This is a genomic window from Paenibacillus sp. Root444D2 (assembly GCF_001426375.1).
Lineage (GTDB): Bacteria > Bacillota > Bacilli > Paenibacillales > NBRC-103111 > Paenibacillus_E.
This window is the reverse complement of sequence record NZ_LMEO01000004.1, coordinates 81,468-106,635: the sequence shown is the minus strand read 5'-3', so window position 1 is coordinate 106,635 and position 25,168 is coordinate 81,468. Positions and strand designations below refer to the sequence as shown.

The 25,168-nt window shown below is 44.9% G+C and carries 18 protein-coding genes; 15 read left to right on the top strand and 3 right to left on the bottom strand.

What is annotated here, in order from left to right; all coding sequences use genetic code 11:
* Positions 1-4: 4 nt before the first annotated feature.
* A complete protein-coding gene (locus ASD40_RS36995) occupies positions 5-187 on the bottom strand; it encodes a hypothetical protein (RefSeq protein ID WP_156389889.1) in 183 nt (60 codons plus the stop codon).
* A gap of 63 nt (positions 188-250) precedes the next feature.
* Here ASD40_RS36995 and ASD40_RS04060 point away from each other — a divergent pair, with 63 nt between their 5' ends.
* Positions 251-949, top strand: a complete 699-nt coding sequence (locus ASD40_RS04060) for a Gfo/Idh/MocA family protein (RefSeq protein WP_057302052.1) — start codon at positions 251-253, stop codon at positions 947-949.
* A 33-nt stretch (positions 950-982) separates the two neighbouring features.
* Here the strand turns inward: ASD40_RS04060 and ASD40_RS04055 are convergent, their stop codons facing one another.
* A complete protein-coding gene (locus ASD40_RS04055; protein ID WP_057302051.1) occupies positions 983-1,846 on the bottom strand; it encodes a helix-turn-helix transcriptional regulator in 864 nt (287 codons plus the stop codon).
* Positions 1,847-1,993: 147 nt separating this feature from the next.
* Here ASD40_RS04055 and ASD40_RS04050 point away from each other — a divergent pair, with 147 nt between their 5' ends.
* The 7 genes from ASD40_RS04050 to ASD40_RS04020 all read left to right on the top strand — a co-directional run bounded on the left by ASD40_RS04050 (position 1,994) and on the right by ASD40_RS04020 (position 12,357).
* A complete protein-coding gene (locus ASD40_RS04050; RefSeq protein WP_057302050.1) occupies positions 1,994-3,967 on the top strand; it encodes a glycoside hydrolase family 127 protein in 1,974 nt (657 codons plus the stop codon).
* A gap of 720 nt (positions 3,968-4,687) precedes the next feature.
* Positions 4,688-6,478, top strand: coding sequence for a sensor histidine kinase (locus tag ASD40_RS04045; RefSeq protein ID WP_057302049.1), 1,791 nt, complete (start codon positions 4,688-4,690; stop codon positions 6,476-6,478).
* Complete coding sequence (locus ASD40_RS04040; protein ID WP_057302048.1) at positions 6,453-7,538, top strand: response regulator; 1,086 nt, start codon at positions 6,453-6,455, stop codon at positions 7,536-7,538. Before ASD40_RS04045 ends, ASD40_RS04040 begins: the two co-directional genes overlap by 26 nt.
* Positions 7,539-7,652: 114 nt before the next feature.
* Positions 7,653-8,972 (top strand): ABC transporter substrate-binding protein, encoded by a 1,320-nt coding sequence (locus ASD40_RS04035; protein ID WP_057302047.1) that lies wholly within the window; start codon positions 7,653-7,655, stop codon positions 8,970-8,972.
* Positions 8,973-9,010: 38 nt separating this feature from the next.
* On the top strand, positions 9,011-9,892 hold the full coding sequence (locus ASD40_RS04030; RefSeq protein ID WP_057302046.1) for a carbohydrate ABC transporter permease: 882 nt from the start codon (positions 9,011-9,013) through the stop codon (positions 9,890-9,892).
* Complete coding sequence (locus ASD40_RS04025) at positions 9,889-10,713, top strand: carbohydrate ABC transporter permease (RefSeq protein WP_057302045.1); 825 nt, start codon at positions 9,889-9,891, stop codon at positions 10,711-10,713. The genes ASD40_RS04030 and ASD40_RS04025 overlap by 4 nt, the downstream gene beginning before the upstream one ends.
* Positions 10,714-10,728: 15 nt before the next feature.
* Positions 10,729-12,357: a cellulase family glycosylhydrolase gene (locus ASD40_RS04020; protein WP_057302044.1), complete on the top strand. Its 1,629-nt coding sequence runs from the start codon at positions 10,729-10,731 to the stop codon at positions 12,355-12,357.
* Between the two features lie 162 nt (positions 12,358-12,519).
* On the opposite strand, the gene arfA is transcribed toward ASD40_RS04020, so the two are convergent.
* Positions 12,520-14,031, bottom strand: coding sequence for an arabinosylfuranosidase ArfA (arfA, locus tag ASD40_RS04015; protein WP_057302043.1), 1,512 nt, complete (start codon positions 14,029-14,031; stop codon positions 12,520-12,522).
* 157 nt (positions 14,032-14,188) lie between these two features.
* Between arfA and ASD40_RS04010 the strand changes: the two genes are divergently transcribed.
* The 7 genes from ASD40_RS04010 to ASD40_RS03980 all read left to right on the top strand — a co-directional run bounded on the left by ASD40_RS04010 (position 14,189) and on the right by ASD40_RS03980 (position 24,943).
* Positions 14,189-15,091 carry an ArsR/SmtB family transcription factor gene (locus tag ASD40_RS04010; protein WP_057302042.1) on the top strand — a complete coding sequence of 301 codons (903 nt, stop codon included), beginning with the start codon at positions 14,189-14,191 and terminating at the stop codon, positions 15,089-15,091.
* A 41-nt stretch (positions 15,092-15,132) separates the two neighbouring features.
* Entirely contained in the window at positions 15,133-16,710 is a 1,578-nt protein-coding gene (locus tag ASD40_RS04005; RefSeq protein ID WP_057302041.1) for a response regulator transcription factor, read from the top strand.
* Positions 16,711-16,713: 3 nt separating this feature from the next.
* Positions 16,714-18,489, top strand: a complete 1,776-nt coding sequence (locus ASD40_RS04000) for a cache domain-containing sensor histidine kinase (protein ID WP_057302040.1) — start codon at positions 16,714-16,716, stop codon at positions 18,487-18,489.
* A gap of 188 nt (positions 18,490-18,677) precedes the next feature.
* Positions 18,678-19,991, top strand: coding sequence for an ABC transporter substrate-binding protein (locus tag ASD40_RS03995; RefSeq protein ID WP_057302039.1), 1,314 nt, complete (start codon positions 18,678-18,680; stop codon positions 19,989-19,991).
* Between the two features lie 186 nt (positions 19,992-20,177).
* Positions 20,178-21,017 (top strand): carbohydrate ABC transporter permease, encoded by an 840-nt coding sequence (locus ASD40_RS03990; RefSeq protein ID WP_082562056.1) that lies wholly within the window; start codon positions 20,178-20,180, stop codon positions 21,015-21,017.
* Positions 21,010-21,834 carry a carbohydrate ABC transporter permease gene (locus ASD40_RS03985; protein ID WP_057302037.1) on the top strand — a complete coding sequence of 275 codons (825 nt, stop codon included), beginning with the start codon at positions 21,010-21,012 and terminating at the stop codon, positions 21,832-21,834. Before ASD40_RS03990 ends, ASD40_RS03985 begins: the two co-directional genes overlap by 8 nt.
* A 76-nt stretch (positions 21,835-21,910) precedes the next feature.
* Entirely contained in the window at positions 21,911-24,943 is a 3,033-nt protein-coding gene (locus tag ASD40_RS03980; protein ID WP_057302036.1) for a glycoside hydrolase family 2 TIM barrel-domain containing protein, read from the top strand.
* Positions 24,944-25,168 lie beyond the last annotated feature (225 nt).

Below are 25,168 nucleotides of genomic sequence, written 5' to 3'. Positions count from 1 at the left end.
ATTGTTAGATTAGCGCGAAAAGCGCTTTTCTCATTCCTGAATAGTAAGCGCTTACATGTTTTGTGAAATAAAAATAGATCTCCAGCTTGGGTTTATCCATTACAACTTTTTGCGGAATGGTTCCGCTAGTCGATTCGTCGCGCCATGTATTAGCTAACGGATACACACTCATAGAAACTACTGTCACATTGCCGCCTATCGCATAGAGACGCTTTCCGAGCCGAGTGTGCTGGGCGCTGGTAATGTTGCGATGGCGCGCGCAGTAAAAGCTGGCTTAATCGGCGATGTATATATGATCATGGATTACGCAACGGTCACACTGGGACGCTCGTTTTTTGCTGGAACTGCTTGGCGTCATATGAAAGGCCGCGCGGGCGCAGGCTGGATTATCGATCACGGGGTTCACCGCACTCATTTCTTCACGGAAGTGAATGGGCCTATCCAAGAAGTGTTCTCCTATACGCGAATTTTTGAAAAGGAATTAAATGACGGTGAAACAACCATTCACCCTACCGGAGAAGATACATCTGTCACTGTATTCCGTTTCGAGAATGGGGGTCTGGGTCATTGGATGTGCAGCACAGCAGCCCACGGCGAGAAGACTGATGGGGTATGGATCTATGGGGGCAAAGGATGTTTGCGTCCTGGTCAACACGTAACACTTGAAGACAAATCAATTGTTACCCATTCCGAAATCATCCAACGTTACGCGCCTGATGTTGTAGAAAACCCTTTTGCCCACTCTTACATTGAATTGTGGGAAGCGATAGCTGAGCAAAAGCAGCCTATTTCCAGCGCTGAACGTGGTCTCGAAGCATTGGGAGTCGTGTTCGCTGCCTTGGAGTCCGGACATACGGGTCAGCCAGTAAGTGTCCAAGACATCATTCGAGGTGAAAAGCATGGCTATGAAGATACAGTTCTAGCAGAAATGAAAACAGCTCGTTTTTGAATTAAACTGCGATGAGGTCCACAATTAGTAAAATTAATGTGAAAACTGCTTGCGAAAACGCAGAGGTGAGATGCCGGCATACTGTTTGAAGCAGTTGGAGAAGTATGGGGCGTACCCAAAACCGACGCGTTCGGCGATTTGCCCGACCGGCCAATCTGTTTTGATCAGCAGCAGTTTTGCTTGTTCCAGCCGATACTCATACAGATATTCCATCGGAGTACAGTGGTAGATCTCTTTCATGCACCTAACAACGTAGTTCGGGTGATAATGAAGAGCCTCCGCAAGTGATTCATTCGTCACATCAGCCTGATAGTGCTGCCGAAGGTAAGCTTCTGCTTTCTCTGCGAGCTTTAAGGCTGGGGAAGAGTCGCTTCCACTATATCCTTCCTCTAGTAGACGCAGCAGCTCCATGAACAGCTGCTGCTCGTTCCAAAAGGTCGCCGAGCGATGTTGGTCTGACGATGCGAGCATTTTGCGAAGGTGGCACTCGGCAAGGCTAAACTCCGGCGGTGAGGCATATTGCCGAATCCGAATTGTATAGGGGTTTGCCCATACATGCTGGACTGGGTAGGCTGGGTTTACAGCATTGTCCGCCGCCCGGAGCCAACTCCCTTTAAAGTCGAAGTGATTCCAATAGAAAACGGTCTCCGTCTCGCAGGGCTTCACCGCATAGTGATAACGGTTGGGCAGTAGCAGCAGTGTCTGTCCTTCCGTTATCTCCCACTGACTATCCTCTTCTCCGATGAATAACGTCCCTTTGACAACCCAAAGCAGATCGAAGATGCCGATATTCCGCCGGCTCGGGTGCTGCTCTCCCGGACTTAAGGTCGATAAGCCGGTCGTAATGTAATAGGGCACTGGCGGCAGCTCCATCCAAATGATTCCCGATTTGCTCATTCCCGATACCCTCCGAAGTGTTGTGTGAAATTTTATAAGAAATAGGTTTGATTTATTCGTAGTTCATCCATATTTACAAGGATAAACTGGATGAGAGTGATAATCAAATGTCATATAAATCATGTACAGTTCTAGGAGGATATGCAGATGGGGATATCAATGAGCGAGCGGCAGAGCAGCAGGCATGTACGCATACAGGACGGGTTTTGGAATCAATTTACAGAGCTGGTGCGGGGAACGGTTATTCCTTATCAATGGGAGGCGCTTAACGACCGTATTCCAGAAGCTGAGCCGAGTTATGCGATTCGTAATTTCCGGATTGCGGCCGGGATGGAAGAAGGCGAATTCGGAGGGATGGTTTTCCAGGACAGCGATGTGGCGAAGTGGATTGAAGCAGTAGGATACTCGCTTGCGAGCCAACCCGACCCCGAGCTGGAGCGAACTGCGGACGAGTTGATCGAGCTAATTGCCAAGGCCCAACACGGCAACGGTTATCTGAACACGTATTACTCGATCAAAGAACCGGGCAATGAGTGGACGAATCTTCATGAAGCGCACGAGCTCTACTGCGCGGGCCATATGATAGAGGCAGCGGTTGCGTATTACGAGGCCACGGGAAAACGGAGGCTGCTTGATGTCGTGTGCAAATTTGCCGACTATATCGACAACATATTTGGTCGTGAGCCGGGCAAAATGAGAGGCTATGACGGCCACCAGGAGATAGAGCTGGCGCTAGTGAAGCTGTACCATGCGACGGGAGAGGAGCGATATTTGAAGCTGGCGCAATTTTTTATCGATGAGCGCGGTCAATCACCCAACTTTCTGATTGAGGAATGCAAGCAAAGAGGCGGGTACAGTCATTGGGCAAAGAAGGAGCTGCCGATTCCGACCATTGAACAAATAGCCTATAATCAGGCGCATGTGCCAGTTCGTGAACAGGACGTAGCAATAGGCCATTCTGTACGGGCGGTCTATATGTATTCGGCGATGGCCGACCTTGCAAGCCTGACAGATGACCGGGAGCTGCTCGAGGCGTGCCGTCGTTTGTGGGATAATACGACGAAGCGACAGATGTACATTACAGGAGGCATCGGCTCGACGCATCACGGTGAGGCGTTTACCTTCGACCACGACTTGCCCAACGATACCGTATATGCAGAGACGTGTGCTTCCATCGGTCTAATCTTTTTCGCCCGCCGCATGCTGTTATTGGAGGCGAAAAGCGAGTACGCTGATGTCCTTGAGCGAGCGTTGTATAACAATGTTTTAGGCAGTATGTCGAGGGATGGTAAGCATTATTTTTATGTTAATCCGCTGGAAGTGTGGCCGAAGGCTTCTTTAAATAATCCGGAACGTAGGCACGTGAAGTCGGTGCGGCAGAAATGGTTCGGTTGCTCCTGCTGCCCACCGAATGTGGCAAGGCTTCTCACCTCTTTGAACGACTATATTTATACAACTTCTGTAGAGGATAACAAAGTTTATACACATCTGTTCATAGGCAGTGAAGCGCAGTTCGAACTAGCTGTCGGTCAAGTGGCGCTAAAGCAGCAATCGCGTCTTCCATGGGAAGGTTATGTACGATTTGAATTAACTGCTGTTCCGGATGCCGGGTTCACGCTTGCGCTGCGCATTCCGTCTTGGTGCTATGGGCAAGCTGTTATGAGAATTAACGGCATGATTTCGGAATACGAAGTTGAGAATGGATATGCAGCCGTAAATAGGCAATGGGCAAAGGGAGACATCGTGGAATGGGAGCCCGTGCTTAAGGCTCAGTTGATTTCCTCGCATCCGGAGATCAGGGCCAATGCAGGCAAAGCTGCTATTGAACGCGGTCCGCTAGTTTATTGTCTGGAGGAAGCTGACAATGGCAGCATGCTTCCGAATTTGTCTCTAGATCGTGAAACGGAGCTGCAATCGTATTACGATTCCGAACTGCTCGGTGGAGCGGTCGTTGTTGAAGCGAAGGGCCACGCTGATGAACGAGCTTCTTGGCCAGAAAATACGGCGTACCGTCCGCTTGCGCAGCTTCAAGTGTCTGAGCCGGTAAAGCTTAAAGCCGTACCGTATTATTTGTGGGGTAACCGGCAGCCGGGCGAAATGACGGTCTGGATTCGTGTTTGAATGATCTTCGAAACGTCTCGTTTCGTTATAGGCTAAGGGCTGTCCCAAAAGTCATATTTGGTATATTGAGCTCCTGCTTTGTGAATTTCAAAGCCAGAATGCTACTTCCATTGGATTAATCCAATGGAAGTAGGGATTTGGCGGCATAAAAGTCAATTCCATTGGATTATTTCCAATAGAAACACGAATTTCGAGGTCTAAGAGTCGATTCCATTGGAAAAATCCAATGGAATTATAATTTCGAGTTGAATACCGATTCGAATGTTCTATATGGTCAAAATACCTAAAAGGGCTGTCCTCAAGTAGATTAACTACTTTGGGACAGCTCTTATTATTTTCACGAAATCAATATATTCTAATCGTGTTAATCAATAAATTACAATGACAACTGCCTGCAGCAACTCTAAAATTAAATTGTGAAAGCTTTTTTTGTGAAAGGCCTTTAATTCAGAGCTTTCAATTCTAAGCGCAAGAGATACTTGCGCTTATTCCATTTTGCCTGAAGATTATGAGAAAACCTCTATCGAGGCCATTCAAGGTTGAGCGACCGCGTTTAGCGAGGAGAGACTTTGGTCTACGGTTTTATCGCCAATAAGAAAGCGGTTTTCGGGAACCGAAAACTTATACTTTCTTATGTTGTAAATTAGGAATGCTATTCCTCAAAAGATAAAGTAACATGAAGGTAAGCGCTATCTTCGTTCAGAAAGGAACTCTACTACGATGCGAACAAGCCTACGTCTTCGATTGATGGTACTCATGATTTGCTTAACCACGCTGCCGGTTGTAACCGTCACATGGATTGCCACGAATAATACACGGAGTTCCGTAGAGAAGGAAATCATTAATGCGAACAACTCGAGGATGTTATGGGCCGATCAATATTTGGAGGAGCTCCATCAGCAAATAGATATTCTGTTTTATTCCTTACAAATTAACCAGACGCTCATGGCAGGACTAAATGATATGAATAATCCTGATATCGGAGTCCAATTCAACACGCAAAACTATATCAAAAACACACTAACGTCTGCCTTCCATGCAAACTCCAGAAAGATAGACGAGTTGAACTTATATATTCATCCGATCCAGAAGGCATTTTCAGTCAGTTATGCAAACAGCGGAACTATTTATTCCTTAAACATTCAGGAAGGCAACTGGGGACGTATGCTTCAAACACCCATCAATATGTATTTTAAACAATCCGGCAGTGCCATCTATGCATATCACAGTATGAACCGATTTGAGGATCGTATGTTGTTAGGCGGTATTTCCGTCCGTATAAACAAGCAAGTGTGGAGGGAAGTCAGCGATATTTTAAAATCAGAATCAGAAAGCTCAGTGTACCTGATTAATGATCAAGGGGAGCTTTTGTCGGGTTCAACGGAGACAATGGATGCCGCAGAGCTTCACTCCCAAATTCAAAGCCTCGACCAGAATGATTTTGAATTGGCGTTTCGTAGAACCAAGACGGATTTCTATTTCTTGAAACGAGTCGGAGACGGTCAATTAACAGTCGTGAAGGTCATTCCGCTTCGTACGGTCAACCAAAGCGCACAGCCGACGATCCAAGCAGGGATTTTAACAGGAACTCTATTTGCTATTGCCTCTATTTTGCTTTCCATTTTCGTATCGCTTCGGATTAGCAGGCCGATTGTCAAGCTTGCCAAAACGATGAAGATGACCCATATTCATAATTTTAAAATGTCTCCGGTCCAAAGCAGGGACGAAATCGGATTGCTGGAAAACGGCTATAATTCCATGATGAAGCGTATTAAGGAATTGATCGAGGTTGAATATCAACAGGAAATCGATCTGAAGAATGCGCAATTAATGGCTCTGCAGGCCCAAATCAACCCGCATTTTCTCAATAATACCCTGAATTTGATGGGGGGGATGGCATTGGTGAAGGATGCGCCTGAAATTTATGAAATTACCCGGGTAATGGGAGAGCTTTTACGTTATTCCATCAGTGCAGACGGTGATTTGGTACCTCTCGAAGACGAAATCAAGCATATGCGGAACTACCTATATATTCAGGAACAACGCTTCGCAGATCGTTGCTTTATGCATGTATCTACAGATGAGAGGGCACTTACTGCAAGGCTTCCTAAATTTACACTCCAACCGATTCTCGAGAATGCGTTTGAACATGGACTACAACGTAAGGAAGGCAAGTGGAATATCGAGATTCGGATAAGGCTGATTGGTAAACGAGTCTATATCTTCATTAAGGATGATGGGATAGGCGTTGACGACCAGCGTCTAAGCGATTTGCAATCGGATTTGAGAGATGGACGACTGGCGCCTCGAGCAAGGAACAACGATGTACGGAAGAAAAGGGGAATCGGATTAAGGAATGTGCATGCACGGCTCAAGCTACAATTCGGCATGGGCTGCGGTGTTCGAATATTTAGCAAGACAGGGGTAGGGACTTTGGTTGTATTAGTAATGGCTGCTGTTACGCAAGAGGAAGGGGGCAAAACGGATGCTGAACGTATTGATCATCGATGATGAGTTATGGGCCAGACAAGTCGTTAGATCATTGGGAGCTTGGAACAAACTTGGACTGAATATCATTGGGGAAGCAGATGGCGGGCGGGAAGGAATCTTTCTGATTGAGACGCTGCATCCGAGCATTGTGATCACCGATATGCGAATGCCGGGACAGGACGGTGTGGAGCTCCTGAAGTTATTAAATGAACGATACCCCGAAGTTAAAATTATCGTGATGAGCGGCTTTGACGATTTCGTGTATTTGAAGCAGGCGATACGTTCCCGTGCCATTGAATACCTTTTGAAGCCAATTAATCCAGTTGAATTGAACGCTGCCCTTTCTCGGTGCGTGGAGGAGCTGCAAGCTTCCCTACAAATACCAGCATCATGGGATACGCACGTTTTTACGGATAAAAAGATGCTGGACACCTACTTGAATTACCGGCAGCAGGTTTATGAATATCTCTTGGAACTTAATCGCCCCGCAGTGCTCCACACACTGGAAAAGATAGAGAACCTCTTATCCGAAGGATATACAGGGACACAGGACGGGAGATTACCGGCTAGAATTGCGCATGATTTTCTGCACTTGCTGGAAGAATTTACGGCTGGTACGGATTATGGTTTGGATCCAGCTTGGATCGAAGAGCGACGTGAACGTGCTGCCTTGTTAAGTCGGTACTCTTTAGAGGAAATTCATACCATCCTGCGTGAGTGGTTAATTGATGCCATAGATGCTATAGAGGCGTACCGCAAAAATAAAAATCGATTGGCCCCCGAGGGCGTACAGGCTTACATTGACCGCCACTACCAAGAAACGATTTCCCTTGAGACGGTCGCTCATCACTTTTTTGTGAGCAAGGAGCATCTAAGTCGATCATTTAAGGCTTCCATCGGGGAAAATATATCCGACTATATCGTTCGTAAGAGGATGGAGAAAGCTAAGGAATTAATCATGGATCAACGACTTGCCATCAAACGAGTAGCAGAGCTAACTGGCTATATCGATATTGCTTACTTTTATCGGGTGTTTAAGAAACATTTTGGGCTCACACCAGGAGAAATGCGTAAGGATTAGCTCGGAGATCAATAAAGTACAATAACGAATGCTAATAACATCAAATGATTCATAAAAGCCTTCTCCTCTATACTGAAAGTGTAGTTACTAATCTTCTTTAGGGGGAAATGAAAAATGAAGAAAGCGCTTCACTTCATGCTAAGTGTTACCATATTGGGCGCAATGGTCGGTTGTGGCACGAACACCAACTCTAGTAATGGCGGAAAAGAGACAACGCCAGCTCCAGCAGATTCGAAACCGGCTGCGTCTGCTCCTGCTCCAGCTAAGAAAGTGGAATTGAAAGTTTTTATGGGCTTTCCGCGGTTTAAGGATCAATTTGATAAATACTTTGAGCAATTTAAGGCAAAGGAAAAAGCGGAAAAAAATATTGATGTCACCATCAATCTTGAAATGCCGAATCCTGATCAAGCCAAGCAGATCCTGCAGACTCGCCTTTCTTCCAATGATGCGCCGGATTTATTCACCCTGCACGCTGTAGCAGACGTACCCAGTTATTACAAAGCCGGTTACTTGAGTGACCTATCCAATCAGCCATTTACGGCAGGCTTGTTCGATAACGTTAAAAAGACGGTAACCTTTGACGGAAAAATAGTCGCATTACCGCTTGAAAGCTTGGAATGGGGTTATTTGTACAATAAGAAAGTGTTCAATGATTTAGGTCTGAAAGCTCCTCAAACAATAGATGAAATGAAAGCGGTTGTAGAGAAGCTGAAAGCAAACAAAGTGGCACCCTTCGAGTTGTCTTTCCAAGAGGCATGGATTCCGCAGCTGATTATGGCGCTGTCGCTCGGAGGGATTGTGAATTCGGAGCATCCGGATTGGATCCAAAAGATGAACAAGAGTGAAGCCTCCTATAAAGACATACAGGACGTATTCAATATTATTGATATTGTTATGCAAAATGGGACAGATAAGCCATTCGAAGTAGGCAGCGCCCAGGGCTCTACCGATTTCGCTAACGGAAAAGCGGCAATGTGGGTTCAAGGTCCGTGGCAAGCAGAAGCGATTCAAAAGGTTAACCCGAAAATTGAATTCGGCGTAGCACCGCTTCCGGTGAGCAATAACCCGAAAGGTACGATGATCAACCTATCAACGTCCACGTCTCTAGCGGTATCTCCAACAAGCAAGAACAAAGAGGTTGCTATGGATCTTCTAAACTATATCCTTGATCCGAAGGATTCGTCAGCCTTGTTCCAAGAATTGAAGTTCAATCCCGTATCTAAGGTACACACGTATAAATCGTTCCCTTGGATCGATGAAGCGATGAGCTACGTTTCTCAAGGGAAGGCTTATCAGGATCTGTCTCTTCCTAATGGCGTCACGGATGAACAAGCGAAGCTGCTGCAAAGCTACTACGCGAAGCAAGTAACGAAAGACGAGATTATCAAATCGCTGGATAAGAAATGGGCAGACGCGATTAAGGCTCAGCAATAGCATGGCGATATATGGTGACCGGGAGTGAGAATAGGCTAATGACAACGAAACGAAAAAAGACGGTCATCCTATTAGCCTTCGTGTTTCCCGCTCTATTATTCTACGCTGTATTCGTACTCGCCCCCGCTTTCGGGGGCGCATGGTACAGCCTTACGAATTGGAACGGACTGAATCGCACGTATCGGATGGTGGGATTGGCGAATTACATCGAGGCCTTGACGGCGGACCCGTTCTTCCTAAAGTCGGTAGGCTTCACCCTTAAATATGTCGTGTTCATGGTTGTGCTTCAGAACGCGATCGCTCTGCTTTTGGCGGTTCTCGTGGAATCCAGACGGCGCAGCAAGGTATGGTTCCGAACGATTTTTTTCATGCCCAATATGATCAGTTTAATCATAGGCGGCTTTATGTGGTTATTTATTTTCACCAAAGTACTCCCGTATATAGCCGAACATTCGGTATTCGCCTTTTTGGATAAATCCTGGATCGGTGATCCAGCTTATTCGTTCTTCGCCATCGTCATCGTGTCCCTTTGGGGAGGTGTCGGTTACCTGATGGTGATCTATATTGCCTCCTTGCAGGGTGTGCCCCAGCATCTAAAAGAAGCGGCTGCTATGGATGGAGCGAATGCTTTTAAAACGTTTCGTTATGTGACGCTTCCGATGATTTATCCGGCCCTGACGATTGGTATCTTTCTTACGCTTAATGGCTCGTTTAAAGCATTCGATGCCGTCTACTCCTTAACCGGCGGCGGTCCAGGCAGATCAACGCAGGTCATCGCGCTGAACATTTTCGAAGAAGCATTTAAATCAAGCAATCGATACGGATACGCCAATGCTAAGGCGATGATCTTGTTTCTAGTCGTATTCTTGATCACCTTGATTCAGCTGTGGTTGATGAAGAGAAGAGAGGTGGAATCATGAAGCGAATCGGTTCCTTTATGATTCTGCTCATCCTTATTGCTGCTGCCATATTTACGTTATTTCCGATTTACATGGGGCTGTTGAACTCCTTTAAGACGGAAGGCGCCATGATGAATAATATGTTGTCGCTGCCTACCCATTTGGAAGTTGGAAATTATCTTGGCGCATTCCATAAGACTAATTTTGTTAGAAGCTTAGGAAATACGATATATATCGCATCGGTTGGCTTGTTAGGCATTATCATTTGCGCGTCGATGGCTGGGTATAAACTATCTAGGACACCCGGGAAGTTAAGCGCATTTATATTTCTGCTGTTCGTCATGTCCACGTTGATTCCATTTCACTCTATTATGATAACGCTGACTAAAATTTCTAAAGCGCTATCGGTGCAAGGCTCAACGACGGGTTTAGGGTTGATATATATAGGCACGGGTGTCGCCTTTGCGATCTTTTTGTACCATGGTTTTGTGAAATCGATCCCCCGCGATCTGGATGAAGCGGCTGTCATCGATGGATGTGGTGAGTTTCGATTATTTTTTGTCGTCATATTTCCGTTATTACTGCCGATTACGGCTACGATTGCGATTTTAAACCTGCTATGGATATGGAACGATTTTCTTCTGCCGTTACTAATGTTAACAAACTATAAGACGTATACCTTGCTATTATCCACCAACATGCTGTTCGGTCAATACGGGAATAATGACTGGTCTGCCATCTTGTCTTCATTAATTTTGGCCATGCTGCCGGTCGTTCTCTTCTACTTATTACTGCAAAAATACATTATGAAGGGTATTGCAGACGGTGCGATAAAGGGATAGGAGTGACGAATAAGAATGAATTCAGAGCGTGAGAACGAAGTTGTTGGTTTTCTTAGAGCTGACGGAAAGAGACTCGTTAACGGAGAAGGTCGCGAGGTGCTGCTGAGAGGCGTCGGCTTTGGAAGTTGGCTGCTCCCAGAGGGCTACATGTGGATGTTTCCAGAGCAAGGAGATCGTCCGCGGCGTATTGAAAAGATGATTCAAGAGCTAATCGGAGAAAGGGAGGCCGAAAGATTTTGGGACATTTACTATGATGTTCACACGTCGGAAGCTGATATTCAGCAGATTGCCGCTGAAGGATTTAATTCCGTTAGGGTGCCAATAAACGCAAGATTTTTAATTGAGGATGGCGAGCCCCTTAGGGTAAAAGAACATCGACTGGAACTCATTGATCGCCTGATTGGATGGTGTCGTAAGATCAGCCTTTATGTGATTCTAGATCTGCACGGGGCGCCTGGGGGGCAGACGGGTACGAATATAGACGACTCTGAACGCGATTTGCCGGAGTTGTTTACAGAAGAGCATAATAGGCGTCTTACGGTTCAGTTATGGCGATTTCTCGCTGAGCACTACAAGGATGAGTGGATTGTTGCTGGTTATGATCTGCTTAATGAGCCGCTGCCCAACTGGTTCTCTGCTTATAACGGTGCGGTCATGCCTCTTTACCGGGACATTGTCAAGGCGATCCGGGAAGTGGACGATCGCCACCTGATTATTCTAGAAGGTGCCCATTGGGCAACCGATTGGTCGATTTTTACGGAGAAAATCGATGATAATCTGATGCTGCAGTTTCATAAATATTGGAATAATCCAGATACGGAGAGCATCAGAGTCTACTTAGATAAGCGTGAAGAGTGGAACGTGCCCATTTACATGGGGGAAGGTGGCGAGAATAACAAAGCATGGTACGCGGGTGCTTTCCGCCTTTTTGAAGATCACAATATCTCATGGAATTTCTGGACTTGGAAGAAGATGGGCAAGGATAATTCACCTTGCAGCGTTAAGGTGCCCTACGATTGGCAGATACTGGTTGATTACTTAGAGGGCGGTATGAAGCCGGACGAGATAACAGCACAACGGATTTTATGGGAATATCTAACTAATTTAGCTTTCGACCAATGTGTGTATTACAGCGATGTTGTTAACGCCTTGTTAAGCAGGCCTCCCGTTCGCATACCTGCTATTTTCTACGGGTATCGGGGAAAAGGTATCAGTTATGGCATCCAGCAGCCGTCGAATCAGAATGTTGGCTTTCGCATTCATGACCGCACGGACATTCGGTTTGTCGCAAGTGCAAGGGAGACAGCAAACTTCGAACATGGCAAAGGAGAGGCATGGCAGGAGGACGAGCGCCTAGAAGTACTCTTAGCCGAAGGCGATTGGCTAGCCTATGAAATTTATGTGCCTAAGTTTACGGATTTTACGCTTTATGAGATCAATGTACATCTTAACGAGCTTGATGAAAACGGAAGTCTGGCAATCTCGATAGATGGCGAAAGCAAAGATATCAGAGATCCGTTCACACTAGAGCCTGGGACACATCGTATTGTAGTTCAAGCTAAAGATGCTCTAGTTCGGCTTGAATGGTTAGAAATTATTCCGTCAGGGCACGTTTCAGCCGGACAGATCCATGACGCGAGCTGAGGTCGTCATACTGCTTAAATCACTTGCAGAAAATCCCTAGGCTCCACTATACAAAGAAACGCAGTCAACTCGGCTGCGTTTTTTTATATGGTGACAGACTCTTTTTGATTGAATCTGGGTATGCCCACGCGGATTATCTTGGATCAGTTACTATTATTTATTCTAGGTGTTTTTTATTTGCAGTCGAAGCACGTTCCATGAAGCTTTGCTAAGATCAGCCTTTACATATCCGCCGTCGGCCTTGGCGTTACCGCCTTTATGTGGGACGACATTGTCGGGCTTCGTTTTTGTATTGGCCGCTTTTAAATCTTCATTCTCCAACACTAGATGCTCGATAATGCTGACTTCGCCGAAGCTGCGGACGTCAACGTTAAGTTCGAGTCCCTCTGATAAATGACGATTTACAGCGAAGATCGTAACTTCACCTTGCTCTTCATTGAAAACACTGATTGCTTCTAGATAAGGGACATCGGTGAAATCCTTTGAATCGTATTTAGGTGATGAAGTAATCGGGTGAAGCACCGTTCCTCTACCGTACATGGAAGCATGAAGGTATGGATAATATGTGGTTTGCAGCCAAAGAGGGCCCCCATTTTCAGTCATAATCGGCGCAATCACATTAATCAATTGGGCTATGCACGCCATTTTAACACGATCCGCATGTTTCAGCAGTGTAATCAGGAAGCAGCCTACTGCAAGAGCGTCTTCCAACGTATAAACATCTTCGAATTCCGGCGGTGCCACCTGCCAGCGTTCAGTTGCACGGCTTGTTCCGATGGAATTCCAAACATTCCATTCATCTAATGAAAGCATGAGCTTTTTCTTGCTCCGTTTCTTCGCTTTCATGTAATCGCAAATCGCTGTTACACTGTAAATGAATTGATCCATATCAAGCGATTTTGCCAAGAAATTAGAAGAATCATTCTCGTTATTATTGTAATAGGTGTGCAAGGATAAATAATCCACTTGATCGTAGGTAAGATCGAGCACGGTAGCCTCCCAATCAGCGAATGTACTCATTCCACTTGACGAGCTGCCGCATGCCACAAGCTCTAGGGATGGGTCGACCCACCGCATAGCTTTGGCCGTTTCATTCGCTAATCTGCCATATTCGACAGCCGTTTTTGCTCCGATTTGCCAAGGGCCATCCATTTCATTCCCAAGGCACCACGTTTTGAAATTATGCGGATCTTTATAACCATGTGATATTCGCAGATCACTCCAGTAAGAACCTGAAGGATGATTACAATATTCGACGAGATTTCTAGCCGCGTCAACGCCGCGGGTACCCAGATTAACGGCCATCATGACTTCTGAACCGACTAATTTAGCCCAATCTGCGAATTCATTTGTTCCCATCTCATTGGTTTCTGTTGTCCACCACGCTAGATCCAATAGACGCTTACGCTCGGCCTTTGGACCAACACCGTCCTCCCAGTTATAGCCGGATACAAAATTTCCCCCTGGATAGCGAATGATAGGAACATTCAGTGAACGAATTGCCTCCAGAGCGTCGCGTCGGAAGCCGTTCTCATCTGCAGTTGGATGGTTTGGCTCATAAATTCCGCCATATACGGCACGTCCTAGGTGTTCGATAAATGACCCATAGAGACGCGGATCTACTTCAGAAATGGTGAAATTCTTATCAATAAGCATAGTCGATTTCATGGACATAGCAGATAATCCCCCTAGATGAATTAATGAAATGATTAAGTCATAAATGTTGATATTGTATATAATATTTATCATAATAGATAAATACTTTCAATACGTTGGATGTGAAAAAACATAGAATTAACTAAATTACTAATTCAAGAGTGGGTGTGTAATCATGTATTTATCAACGGATTCGGAATCGCTTCGGGTCTACGAGGCATTGGCGAGCGAGGTACGGCTGCAGATTATTGATTTATTATATACAAAAGAGATGCATATTAAAGAATTGGCTTCTGAACTTTACCTAAGCAGTGCTATTGTCAGTACGCATGTTACCAAACTGCAGAGAGCAGGGCTTGTAAGCTATAAAATGAAAAGGGTTAACGGCGGGACCTATAAGTATTGTTCGTTGTCAACGGAGTACCTGCAAATAAAATTATCCCGTTCTTCTAAGTTGAAAAGAAAATTCGTTGAGGTTGCTGTGCCTGTTGGCCAATACACGGATTTCGCGGTTTCCCCTACGTGTGGAATTGCAACAACAGAAAAGATGATCGGTTATTACGATAATCCGACCTATTTTTTGGATCCTGAACGCGTTCATGCAGGCATTTTGTGGTTTGCTAGAGGGTTTGTCGAATATAAATTACCAAACTATCTCTTCAAAGATCAAATCGTACAAGAAATTGAAATCTCCATGGAAATCGGTTCCGAAGCTCCCCATATTAATGAAAACTGGCCTTCGGACATCCAATTTACAATCAATGATAAATTACTGGGAATGTGGACGAGTCCCGGAGATTTCGGTCGAATGAGAGGCAGATTCTCACCGGATTGGTGGCATTCTGACGTCAATCAATACGGATTAATGAAAGTACTTCGAATAAATGCAAACGGTACATTCATAGATGGTCAGCAAATTTCTGATGTCACGATCAAGGATGTACAATGGGATAACACACAGTGGACATTGCGAATAAGTGCTGAAGATACCGCTCGAGGTCGAGGTGGATTAACCTTATTCGGAAGGGGATTCGGCAACTACGATCAAGACATCGTGATTCGAAGTTATTACGAATGATTTAAAAGAAGGCCATAGAAATTCATTGCGGAGGTAAAGGGATGGCTCGTTCTTGTCGTGTACTTATTGTAGATGATGAAATTTTAGTCAGACAGGGTATCAAGCACTTGTTGCACTGGGAACAAGAGGGGTTTGAGATCGTAGGAGAGGCTTCCAACGGCAAAGATGCTCTTGAACAAATAGAGCGCACACAGCCGCATATCGTTATTACCGATATCGTGATGCCTGTTATGGGAGGAGCGGAGCTTACTCGTGTGATAAAGTCGAAGTTCCCGGAAATTGAAGTGATCATTTTAAGCAGTTTTGGTGAGTTTGATTATGTGAGGTCCACCTTTCAAAGCGGGGTTGCTGATTATATATTAAAGCCAAAGCTTGAAGCTGAGCAGCTGCTCGACATATTAAAGCGCACCGCGCGTAAGATTCCCTCTTTAAAGCTGGAAGAGTCCAATGACGATGGCAGCTTGTCCATTAAGCTTGTCATCGATAAGCTTATTTCCGGTTATGAGGTCGATGACGATTTTAAAGATACCACCGCTGCTTTTCCATATCCTAGTTACATCCTGCTGGGGGCTGATCTCAAGCAATTGCCGAGCAAGAGCAAGGATCAACATACCGCTTCACAATGGATGGCGAAAATTGCTGCTGAGTTGGATAGCGGCTTAGATCATGCGGTTTATTATCCCGTTCCCACTGATCCTAACATGGTTCTTGTGCTGGTAAACATGGACAAGAGCGAGTGGGATCGTTTCACATTTATCGTTCGGAAGCTTGCCGCTTGGACAAGGAATCAGCAGCCGGAGATTGGTTGGACGGTCGGTGAGGCATTTAGCGATTTGAGACAGCTCGGCACGAACTTTAGGGATGGGTTCCTGAAAATAAACGCTTATCGCTTTTATTTACCTACCTCCAACAATTTAATTGTCTATGGGGAACTGCCGAAGCGTTCTGAAGAGGTTGCGAAATTTAATATGACGCGCTTTACCGAACAAATGAATCGGCAACAGTTCGAAGAGGCATTCCAAGAGTTATTGGGGTACGTGCAGGCCGCGTCAAACCATTATCAAACGGATGTGTTTGAGTTCAAGTCCTTTTTGGGAAACATCATTTTTAATATAACCATTGTGCTTGGCCGTTTGGAATTGGATATGAAGAATTTGGAAGAAGCGAAATATGCTTATTTCAAATCGATAGGCGAAGCGTCACATGTCAGCGAAGCGATCAGGCTTCTTGAGACATTTATACAGGAAACAAACGCTGTTATAAAAACGAAGCGGTCAACGGGCGGAAATCCGAATATGACGATGCTTCTTGATTATATCCACGAGCATTACGCTGAGCCGCTCAGCCTAACGGAAATAGCTAAGCATTTTCATTTTAATCCTTCTTATTTGTCGAGTTATTTCACATCGCATAATAAAGAAGGCTTCAGCGAATATTTGAACAAGATCAGAGTCGAGAAGGCAGCGGATCTTCTGAAGCAGGATTTCGCATCTATATCCGAAATTAGCGGAAAAGTAGGCTATTCAGACCATAGTTATTTTACAAAAGTATTCAAGAAATTAACGGGCATATCACCGAGCCAATACAAAAAAATTCATCTCAACAAGAAAAGGAACTAGGTTATGAGGAGACTTCTGGACAAATTTAAATATCACGGTCTTTTTATTAAAATGTTTATCGTCACGGTGGTTAGTATTATTTCCGTGTCGCTATTCACTTCAGTTGTCACGATTCAAATGTCGGAACGACTCTTCATGAATACGTTCAGTATTACGAACTCCAAAATCATTAGCCAGATTCAAGCGAATTTCGAATCGTTCAATTATTCTATCGTTACGGCATCAAATAATGTGCTGCAGAACGGCACGATAAAAGAGTTTCTGACGAGTCCGGATATGGACACACTTTCTACGGTGCGAAGTCAGTATGAGGCTAGCCAACAGATGAAACGGATTCAGTCTAATGTAGCCGCCTACCCAGTTACAATTACGATCAGTGGAATGAATAAGAAAAGCCACTCGACGGATAGCTATTATTGGCCGAGCTCATTGGAAAAGCTGAGAAACAGCAGGTTAACCGTCAATACCCTAGCCACGCCAAAGAGGCTTATCTATCAATTGGATAAAGAAAGCATAACCAATACGTCTGAAGCTGACCCGGTGATTGTCGCTTCTAGGGCACTTATGGAGAGAACGAGCGGCAATCCATATGGTGTTCTTTATTTTGCCATACGAGAAAGTGACTTTAAGCGATTCTTCACGAATTTCACAAGTGATGGCAACGACGTTATCATATTGGATCGTTCGGGCAACGTCGTATCAAGTAACCGTCATGAGTTAATTGGCGAAGAGGCGCATGATTTACTTGGCTATGCCAAAGAAATGGAACAAAAAAAAATAAATGTTAAAGATGTAAATGTAATGGGTAAAAACAGTCTAGTGCTTTCGGAGTACCTTCCTACGTATGATTTTTATCTAGTCAATCTCATTGATAAACAAATGGTGCTTAGCCAGGTGGTCGATGTCAAAAGGGTTGCGCTTATTTGTATGGCTATCGTGTTCGCAGCTCTGCTTATAGTATTTCTTATTTCAAGACGCTTGACAAAGTCATTGACCCTGCTAGCCAGACAAATGTCGGGCATTACGGAAAATAATTTCGATAATTATATAACAGTTACTGGCAGCTACGAAATCAAGGAGCTCGGACATGCGTACAATTACATGCTGGACGAGCTTAACGATTATATAAAGAAGCTGATTCAGACACAGAAGGACCAGCGCAACGCGGAGCTATCCGCTCTACAAATGCAGATTAACCCGCATTTTCTATACAATACGCTGGCATCCGTGAAAATTTTGGTTCAGCAGGGGAATAAGGAGAAAGCCGCCGCTACCATCAACTCCCTTATCTCCCTTCTCCAGAATACCGTCAGCAACATTAGTGAAACGATAACCGTGGAGCAAGAACTTGATAATTTGAAAAATTATGTATTTATTAATCATGTGCGTTACGGTGAGCTGATCAAAGTCGATTATTTTGTAGCCGAAGATTGTATGTCCTATCATGTTCCCAAGCTCATCATCCAGCCTTTTATCGAAAATGCTTTTTTTCATGCCTTTCATGAAAGGAACGAAGGGTACATTTATGTACTGGTGTCGCGCGAGGCAAATGCACTGGTCTGCGAGGTCATCGATAATGGTATTGGAATGAAAGGCTTTGATAATGGGAATAATTCGCAGAGCTCCTTTAGCAGCAGTCGATTTTTCTCCGGTATTGGAATTCGAAATGTGCATGACCGTGTAGCACTGCTTTACGGAGAGGAATACGGCGTTACTATTGTGAGTAACATCGGTGAAGGAACGAGAGTGAAAATAAAGCTTCCACTCCTTCATACCTAAAAAAAATACCAAAAAACAAATTAATTGCTATTTACATAAAGATCCAATGGAAAGCTAACAATAGAATGACAAATCCACACAAATATATTACTAACGGGTCATTTTAACGAATTGTTATAATGACAATTGTTAGCGGAGCAAACGCTTTCAAAACTAACTTATAGTAATTTAAAAGGGGCTGAATTTTTGTGAAAAAGGTACTCGCCATCTTATTGGCCAGCTTAGTACTACTGACGGCATGCTCAAGCAAAGGGAATAATGTGCCGAATACGGGTGGAAAAACCGCTGAAGCTACGCCTGCAGCTGCGAAGGAAATTACAGTATGGGCGTGGGATAAAGTATTTAATATTGGTGCTATGGAACGTGCAAAAGCAGCTTACGAGGCGAAAAATCCCAATTCCGGTTTGAAGATCAACATTGTGGAAAACGCGCAAGCCGATATCATTCAGAAATTGAACGCAGGCTTGAATGCTGGCACGACAAAAAGCTTGCCGACAATCGTATTGATTGAAGATTATCGTGCACAAAGCTTCCTGCAAGCTTATCCAGATTCGTTCTTTGAATTAACAAATGTGATTAAACCGACTGATTTCGCCGATTACAAAATCGGACCTACAAGTGTAAATGGCAAACAATACGGGGTTCCATTCGATTCCGGCGTTGCTGGATTGTTTGTAAGAAGAGATTACTTAGAGCAAGCGGGTTATAAGGTTGAGGATCTGCAGGATATCGACTGGAAGAAGCTGATTGAGATCGGTAAAGCAGTGAAAGCCAAAACAGGCAAACAACTGCTAACACAAGATCCGAACGATCTTGGGCTTATTCGCATGATGATTCAGTCCGCAGGCTCGTGGTATTTAAAAGAAGATGGAACGACGCCTAACTTGGCAGGCAACGCGGCCTTGAAGGAAGCGGCTGAAACCTATAAAGAAATAATGAAAGCGGACATTGTGAAAGCCACATCGGATTGGAGCCAATTCGTTGGCGCATTCAACAGTGGCGATGTAGCTACGATTCCAACCGGTAACTGGATTACGGCTTCGGTTAAAAAAGAAGCATCGCAGTCCGGCAAATGGGCTGTTGTACCGTTTCCTAAACTGACAAACAACCCAAAATCTGTTCATGCATCGAACCTTGGCGGAAGCTCGTGGTACGTCATGAACGTCGATGGAAAAGAAGCTGCGGCTGAGTTCTTGAAACAGACATTTGGATCTGACGTTGATTTGTATCAGAAGCTTGTTACGGAGATTGGTGCAATCGGTACGTTAAAAGCCGCGGCATCCGGACCTGCGTACACACAAGCTGACGAATTCTTCGGCGGTCAAAAAGTAATTGCCGATTTCGCCAAATGGACAGAGCAAATTCCAAAAGTGAACTATGGTATGCATACGTATGCGATTGAAGATATTCTTGTCGTCCAAATGCAAAATTATTTAAAGGGTGCGGATATCGACAAAGTGTTAAGCGACGCTCAAGCTCAAGCAGAAACACAAGTCAAATAATTTAGATCATACGGTAATTAATAAAACCTGGGGCTTCGCCTTCTCCTGATTCCTAAGTCAACTTTCCGGCTGCAGGTGTTGGAGGAAGTTCCATGGTTTTATTTCCGTAAAGAAAGGGGTTAGGCTAACGTGAAAGCAGCGAGGCCTGGCGTAAATATTCGCACAAGAGCTAACTTGACTGGTTGGATGTTTATTATCCTGGCGGTCATCATGATTGCAGTGTTCTATTTCTATCCCATGATTCAAGCGCTTATTTTATCATTTAAATCGGGTAAGGGAATGAATTTATCCTTCGTCGGCTTAGATAACTACGCTCGTCTGTTTAGCGATAAAACGTTTATAACCGCGGTTAAGAACACGTTTATTTATTTGATTATCCAAGTTCCAGTAATGATTGTTCTAGCTATGTTTATCTCTGTGTTATTGAACGACAGTAAGTTGAAATTGAAAGGCTTTTTCCGTACGGCGATTTTCTTGCCGGCTGTTACCTCGCTTGTAGCGTATTCCGTTATTTTTAAATATTTGTTTGCCACGGAGGGCTTGGTTAATAAACTTCTGATCAAGATTCATCTTATTGCAGGCCCGATTCAATGGATCACGGATCCGTTCTGGGCGAAAGTGACGGTTATTATTGCAATCACATGGCGCTGGACAGGCTATAATATGATCTTCTACTTGTCCGCGCTTCAAAATATCGATCAATCGATTTACGAGGCTGCAAAAATTGATGGAGCTTCATCAACGAGACAGTTTTTTGGAATCACGATGCCTCTGCTCAAGCCCATTATTTTATTTACTTCCATTACATCGACAATTGGTACGCTGCAGTTATTTGATGAAGTTGTTAACATTACGAAGGGCGGACCGGGGAACGCATCGATGTCTATTTCCCAGTATATTTACAATTTGTCCTTTAAATATTCAGCGGATTTCGGATATGCCGCAACGGTGTCGTATTCCATCGTGATCATGATCATTATATTGGCGTTTGTTCAGTTTAAAGCAGCAGGTGATAAAAATGGATAAATGGAAACGTATCTTTATTTATATATTTCTGAGTGTCGCTGCGTTTATTTCCATATTTCCGTTTCTATGGATGATTATCAGCGCCACCAATAAGTCGGCCGATGTGACGAAGGGAAGATTACTTCCCGGAAGCCACCTTGTGGATAATATTACAAATTTATTTAGTAAGGTAGACTTTGTACCTGCTTTACTGAGTTCCGCTAAAATATCGATTACAACGACCGTATTGGCCATGTTAATCGGCTCTTTAGCCGGGTACGGCTTTGAAATTTATAGAAGTAAGGCGAAGGACGTCGTATTTAACATTCTGTTACTGTCGATGATGATTCCGTTCGCGGCTATCATGGTACCGCTGTTTCAAATGTTCGGTGGTATCTCACGCGTTATTCCATTTATCGGGCTGGATACCGTATCCGGCGTTGTGCTGCCGACATTCACCACGGCATTTCTTATTTTCTTCTTCCGTCAAAATACGAAGATGTTTCCAAGAGAGCTCTTGGAGGCTGGCCGAATTGACGGGCTGAACGAATTAAGTCTATTCTTCCGTATTTTCATGCCAACGATGAAGACGACATACGCCGCAGCGGGTATTATTACGTTCATGTCGAGCTGGAACAATTATTTATGGCCGCTCATCGTTCTGCAATCACCGGAGAAAAAAACAATACCCATGCTGATATCGAATTTGGGATCAAGCTATTCACCTGATTATGGCATTATTATGATGGCAATCGTGATTTCGACGATTCCGACTGCACTTGTCTTCTTCCTCATGCAGAAGCATTTTGTAGCAGGTATGACAGGCTCGGTGAAATAGAAAAAAAGAAAGTCAGGTGATTACGCACACAGCGCATATCACCTGGCTTTTAAATAACTTTATGGGGGAAAATGTAATGAAATTGACGAAGCCTAACCTAAGCTGGCTTACAGATGTAGGCGTATTTGCGGAGAACCGTCTGCCGGCGCACTCAGATCACCGTTATTACGAAACATTAGAGGAAGCAGAAGCAATAGCACCTATGGCGCTAAGGCACGACCTTAACGGCAGTTGGAAATTCAACTATTCCGGGAAGCCTGCTGATCGTCCTGAGCTGTTCCATCAGCTCGATTACGAGTGCGGCAGTTGGAGCAATATTGAAGTGCCAGGACACATTCAATTGCAGGGTTATGGAAAACCTCAATATGTAAATACGATGTATCCATGGGATGGGCATCACGATATTCGTCCGCCAGCTATTCCGGAACATGATAATCCGGTCGGCAGTTATGTGAAGTACTTCACACTGCCTGATCATATGAAGGGCAGGCCCGTCTACATATCGTTTCAAGGTGTGGAGTCAGCCTTTTACTTGTGGTTAAACGGAGAATTTATCGGATATAGCGAAGACAGCTTTACTCCGGCGGAATTCGACCTGACGCCGTTCCTGCAGGAGGGTGAGAATAAGCTTGCTGTAGAAGTGTATCAAAGAAGTACAGGCAGCTGGCTGGAAGATCAAGATTTCTGGCGTTTCTCAGGCATTTTCCGTGACGTTTATTTATACACCGTTCCGAGCATTCACGTTCGCGATCTTTTTGTACATGCTGATCTTGATGCTGCATATGAGAATGGCAGCCTTCGTGCGGATATTAAGCTGGCTGATCGGCAAGAAGCTGCTGTTTACCTGGAATTAAAGGATGCGGCGGGGCATACTGTTGGGACGGCTCGCTCCGAAGTGTCAACCATCGAAGCTATATCGTTGTCTATGGATGCTGGACAAGTTACACCGTGGAGTGCAGAGAAGCCATATTTGTATGTTCTATATGTCAGCGTTTATGATCAAGCAGGCAAGCTTGTTGAGGTTATTTCGCAGAGGGTCGGCTTCCGTAAGTTTGAAATGATAAATAAAATCATGCACCTTAACGGCAAACGAATCGTCTTCAAGGGTGTCAACCGTCATGAATTCAACAGCCGCAGGGGACGGGCCATTACGAAGGAAGATATGTTGTGGGATATTGCTACGCTAAAACGCAATAACTTAAATGCCGTCCGGACATCACATTATCCGAATCAGTCTTTATGGTACGAATTGTGTGACATCTATGGCATCTACGTCATTGATGAGATGAATTTGGAAACACATGGTTCATGGCAGAAGATGGGCGCAGTAGAGCCATCTTGGAATATTCCGGCGAATAAGCCAGAATGGCAGGATATCGTGATGGACCGGGCAATTTCGATGGTCGAGCGCGACAAGAACCATCCTTCTATTCTGATCTGGTCGGTCGGTAACGAAGCCTATGCGGGCGAAGTCCTGCTAAACGTGTCGAACTATTTCCGGGAGAAGGATCCTAGTCGACTTGTTCACTATGAAGGGGTTTTTCATAACCGTAAGTATAACGATACGAGCGATATGGAGAGCCGTATGTATGCGAAGCCGTTGGACATCGAGGCCTATTTAAACGATAACCCGCAGAAGCCGTATATAAGCTGCGAATATATGCACGCGATGGGCAATTCGGTAGGCGGCATGCATAAATATACCGAGCTTGAACAGAAATATGCTATGTATCAAGGTGGCTTTATCTGGGATTATATCGATCAGGTGATCGTCAAGAAAGACCGTTACGGTAAAGAGTTTCTCGCATTCGGCGGCGATTTCGGCGACCGCGCCACTGACTATAATTTCTGCACGAACGGTATTGTTTACGCGGACCGCAAGGTGTCGCCAAAGATGCAGGAAGTGAAGTTCCTCTACCAGAACATCAAACTCGTGCCGGATCGCCAAGGTGTGAAGGTGACGAACGAGAACCTGTTCGAAGGTACTGAGGCTTATGATCTGCTAGTTGTCCTGCATAAAGAAGGTAAGGAGATATTCCGAGGCAAGAGGAATATCGACGTTCCGGCGCAAAGCGAGGCTTATGTGACGCTTGAGCTGCCGTCTGTGGATGAGCCAGGTGAGTATGTCGTACATGCGTCGCTCAATTTGAAGGAGAGTACTCTATGGGCTGAAGCTGGACATGAGGTTTCGTTCGGGCAGTACGTATTTCTGGTTGATGATCCGGCTTCGTCTGCACAACCTGAAGGATCATTCAGAGTCGTGGATGGCGATGTAAACATAGGGGTTCATGGACGAGATTTTAGTATCATGTTCTCGAAGCAGGCGGGAAGCCTGATTTCACTGAACTATGCCGGCCGAGAGATGATCGCTATTCCGCCAGCGCCGTTATTCTGGCGTGCGACAACGGATAACGATAAAGGATTCTCGCTCGGCTTTGACTCGGGTGCTTGGTACGCGGCGAGCTTAACGCGCAAATGCATCGGTGTCGAATTGACGGAGCAAGCGGGAAGCGTAACAGTAACGTTTCAGTACAAGCTTAGTATCAGCGCGGACGTTTTAGTGACGGTTGCATACACGGTGTATGCCGATGGCAGTTTGAACGTCAAATCTCGCTACGAGGGAGCAACCGGTCTTCCGAAACTGCCGATATTCGCGTTGTCGTTCAAGGTTCCAGCTGATTATTTCCATTTGGATTGGTACGCGATGGGACCTGAGGAGAACTATATCGATCGCGCCTTCGGAGCAAGGCTCGGAGTGTTCAAGAATGACGCTGCTGATAATGTTTCTGGCTATGTCGTGCCGCAAGAGTCGGGGAACCGCACAGGCGTCCGCCGTGTGAACATTACGAATAACGATGGCCACGGTATTCGGATAACCGCACCAGCTGTTCAGCCAGTGGAATGTAACATTTCGCCGTTTACGGCATTCGAGCTGGAAAATGCCTACCATCATTATGAGCTGCCGAACGTTCATTACACGGTCGTCACGGTAGCGGGCAGACAGATGGGCGTTGGCGGTGATGACAGCTGGGGGGCGCCGGTACATGATGAGTATCTGATCAAAGCTGACCAAGACCTAGCGTTTGAATTCAATATTCACCGGCTATGATGGCTCTATACGACGTACTTTGATCGGTGAAAACAAAGAAAATTGGTTGAGTGGGGACTAATATCCCTCTCAACCAATTTTTCATTCCTATCTAATTTTTAAAATAATGCAAAAATATAATTCTTGACTTTTGGTTGAGATTAGACAGGTACTTGACACGCATATGATATATTAAAAAATAACTAGTAGGGTCTATAGGGTTAATACTGTCGTTTGTTTGAGGGA

Excerpts from the sequence above, each read along its gene's own strand:
- ASD40_RS04060 (WP_057302052.1), top strand. The coding sequence starts at position 251 with ATGGCGCGCGCAGTAAAAGCTGGCTTAATCGGCGATGTATATATGATC.
- ASD40_RS04055 (WP_057302051.1), bottom strand. The coding sequence starts at position 1,846 with ATGAGCAAATCGGGAATCATTTGGATGGAGCTGCCGCCAGTGCCCTAT.
- ASD40_RS04050 (WP_057302050.1), top strand. The coding sequence starts at position 1,994 with ATGGGGATATCAATGAGCGAGCGGCAGAGCAGCAGGCATGTACGCATA.
- ASD40_RS04045 (WP_057302049.1), top strand. The coding sequence starts at position 4,688 with ATGCGAACAAGCCTACGTCTTCGATTGATGGTACTCATGATTTGCTTA.
- ASD40_RS04040 (WP_057302048.1), top strand. The coding sequence starts at position 6,453 with ATGCTGAACGTATTGATCATCGATGATGAGTTATGGGCCAGACAAGTC.
- ASD40_RS04035 (WP_057302047.1), top strand. The coding sequence starts at position 7,653 with ATGAAGAAAGCGCTTCACTTCATGCTAAGTGTTACCATATTGGGCGCA.
- ASD40_RS04030 (WP_057302046.1), top strand. The coding sequence starts at position 9,011 with ATGACAACGAAACGAAAAAAGACGGTCATCCTATTAGCCTTCGTGTTT.
- ASD40_RS04025 (WP_057302045.1), top strand. The coding sequence starts at position 9,889 with ATGAAGCGAATCGGTTCCTTTATGATTCTGCTCATCCTTATTGCTGCT.
- ASD40_RS04020 (WP_057302044.1), top strand. The coding sequence starts at position 10,729 with ATGAATTCAGAGCGTGAGAACGAAGTTGTTGGTTTTCTTAGAGCTGAC.
- arfA (WP_057302043.1), bottom strand. The coding sequence starts at position 14,031 with ATGTCCATGAAATCGACTATGCTTATTGATAAGAATTTCACCATTTCT.
- ASD40_RS04010 (WP_057302042.1), top strand. The coding sequence starts at position 14,189 with ATGTATTTATCAACGGATTCGGAATCGCTTCGGGTCTACGAGGCATTG.
- ASD40_RS04005 (WP_057302041.1), top strand. The coding sequence starts at position 15,133 with ATGGCTCGTTCTTGTCGTGTACTTATTGTAGATGATGAAATTTTAGTC.
- ASD40_RS04000 (WP_057302040.1), top strand. The coding sequence starts at position 16,714 with ATGAGGAGACTTCTGGACAAATTTAAATATCACGGTCTTTTTATTAAA.
- ASD40_RS03990 (WP_082562056.1), top strand. The coding sequence starts at position 20,178 with ATGTTTATTATCCTGGCGGTCATCATGATTGCAGTGTTCTATTTCTAT.
- ASD40_RS03985 (WP_057302037.1), top strand. The coding sequence starts at position 21,010 with ATGGATAAATGGAAACGTATCTTTATTTATATATTTCTGAGTGTCGCT.
- ASD40_RS03980 (WP_057302036.1), top strand. The coding sequence starts at position 21,911 with ATGAAATTGACGAAGCCTAACCTAAGCTGGCTTACAGATGTAGGCGTA.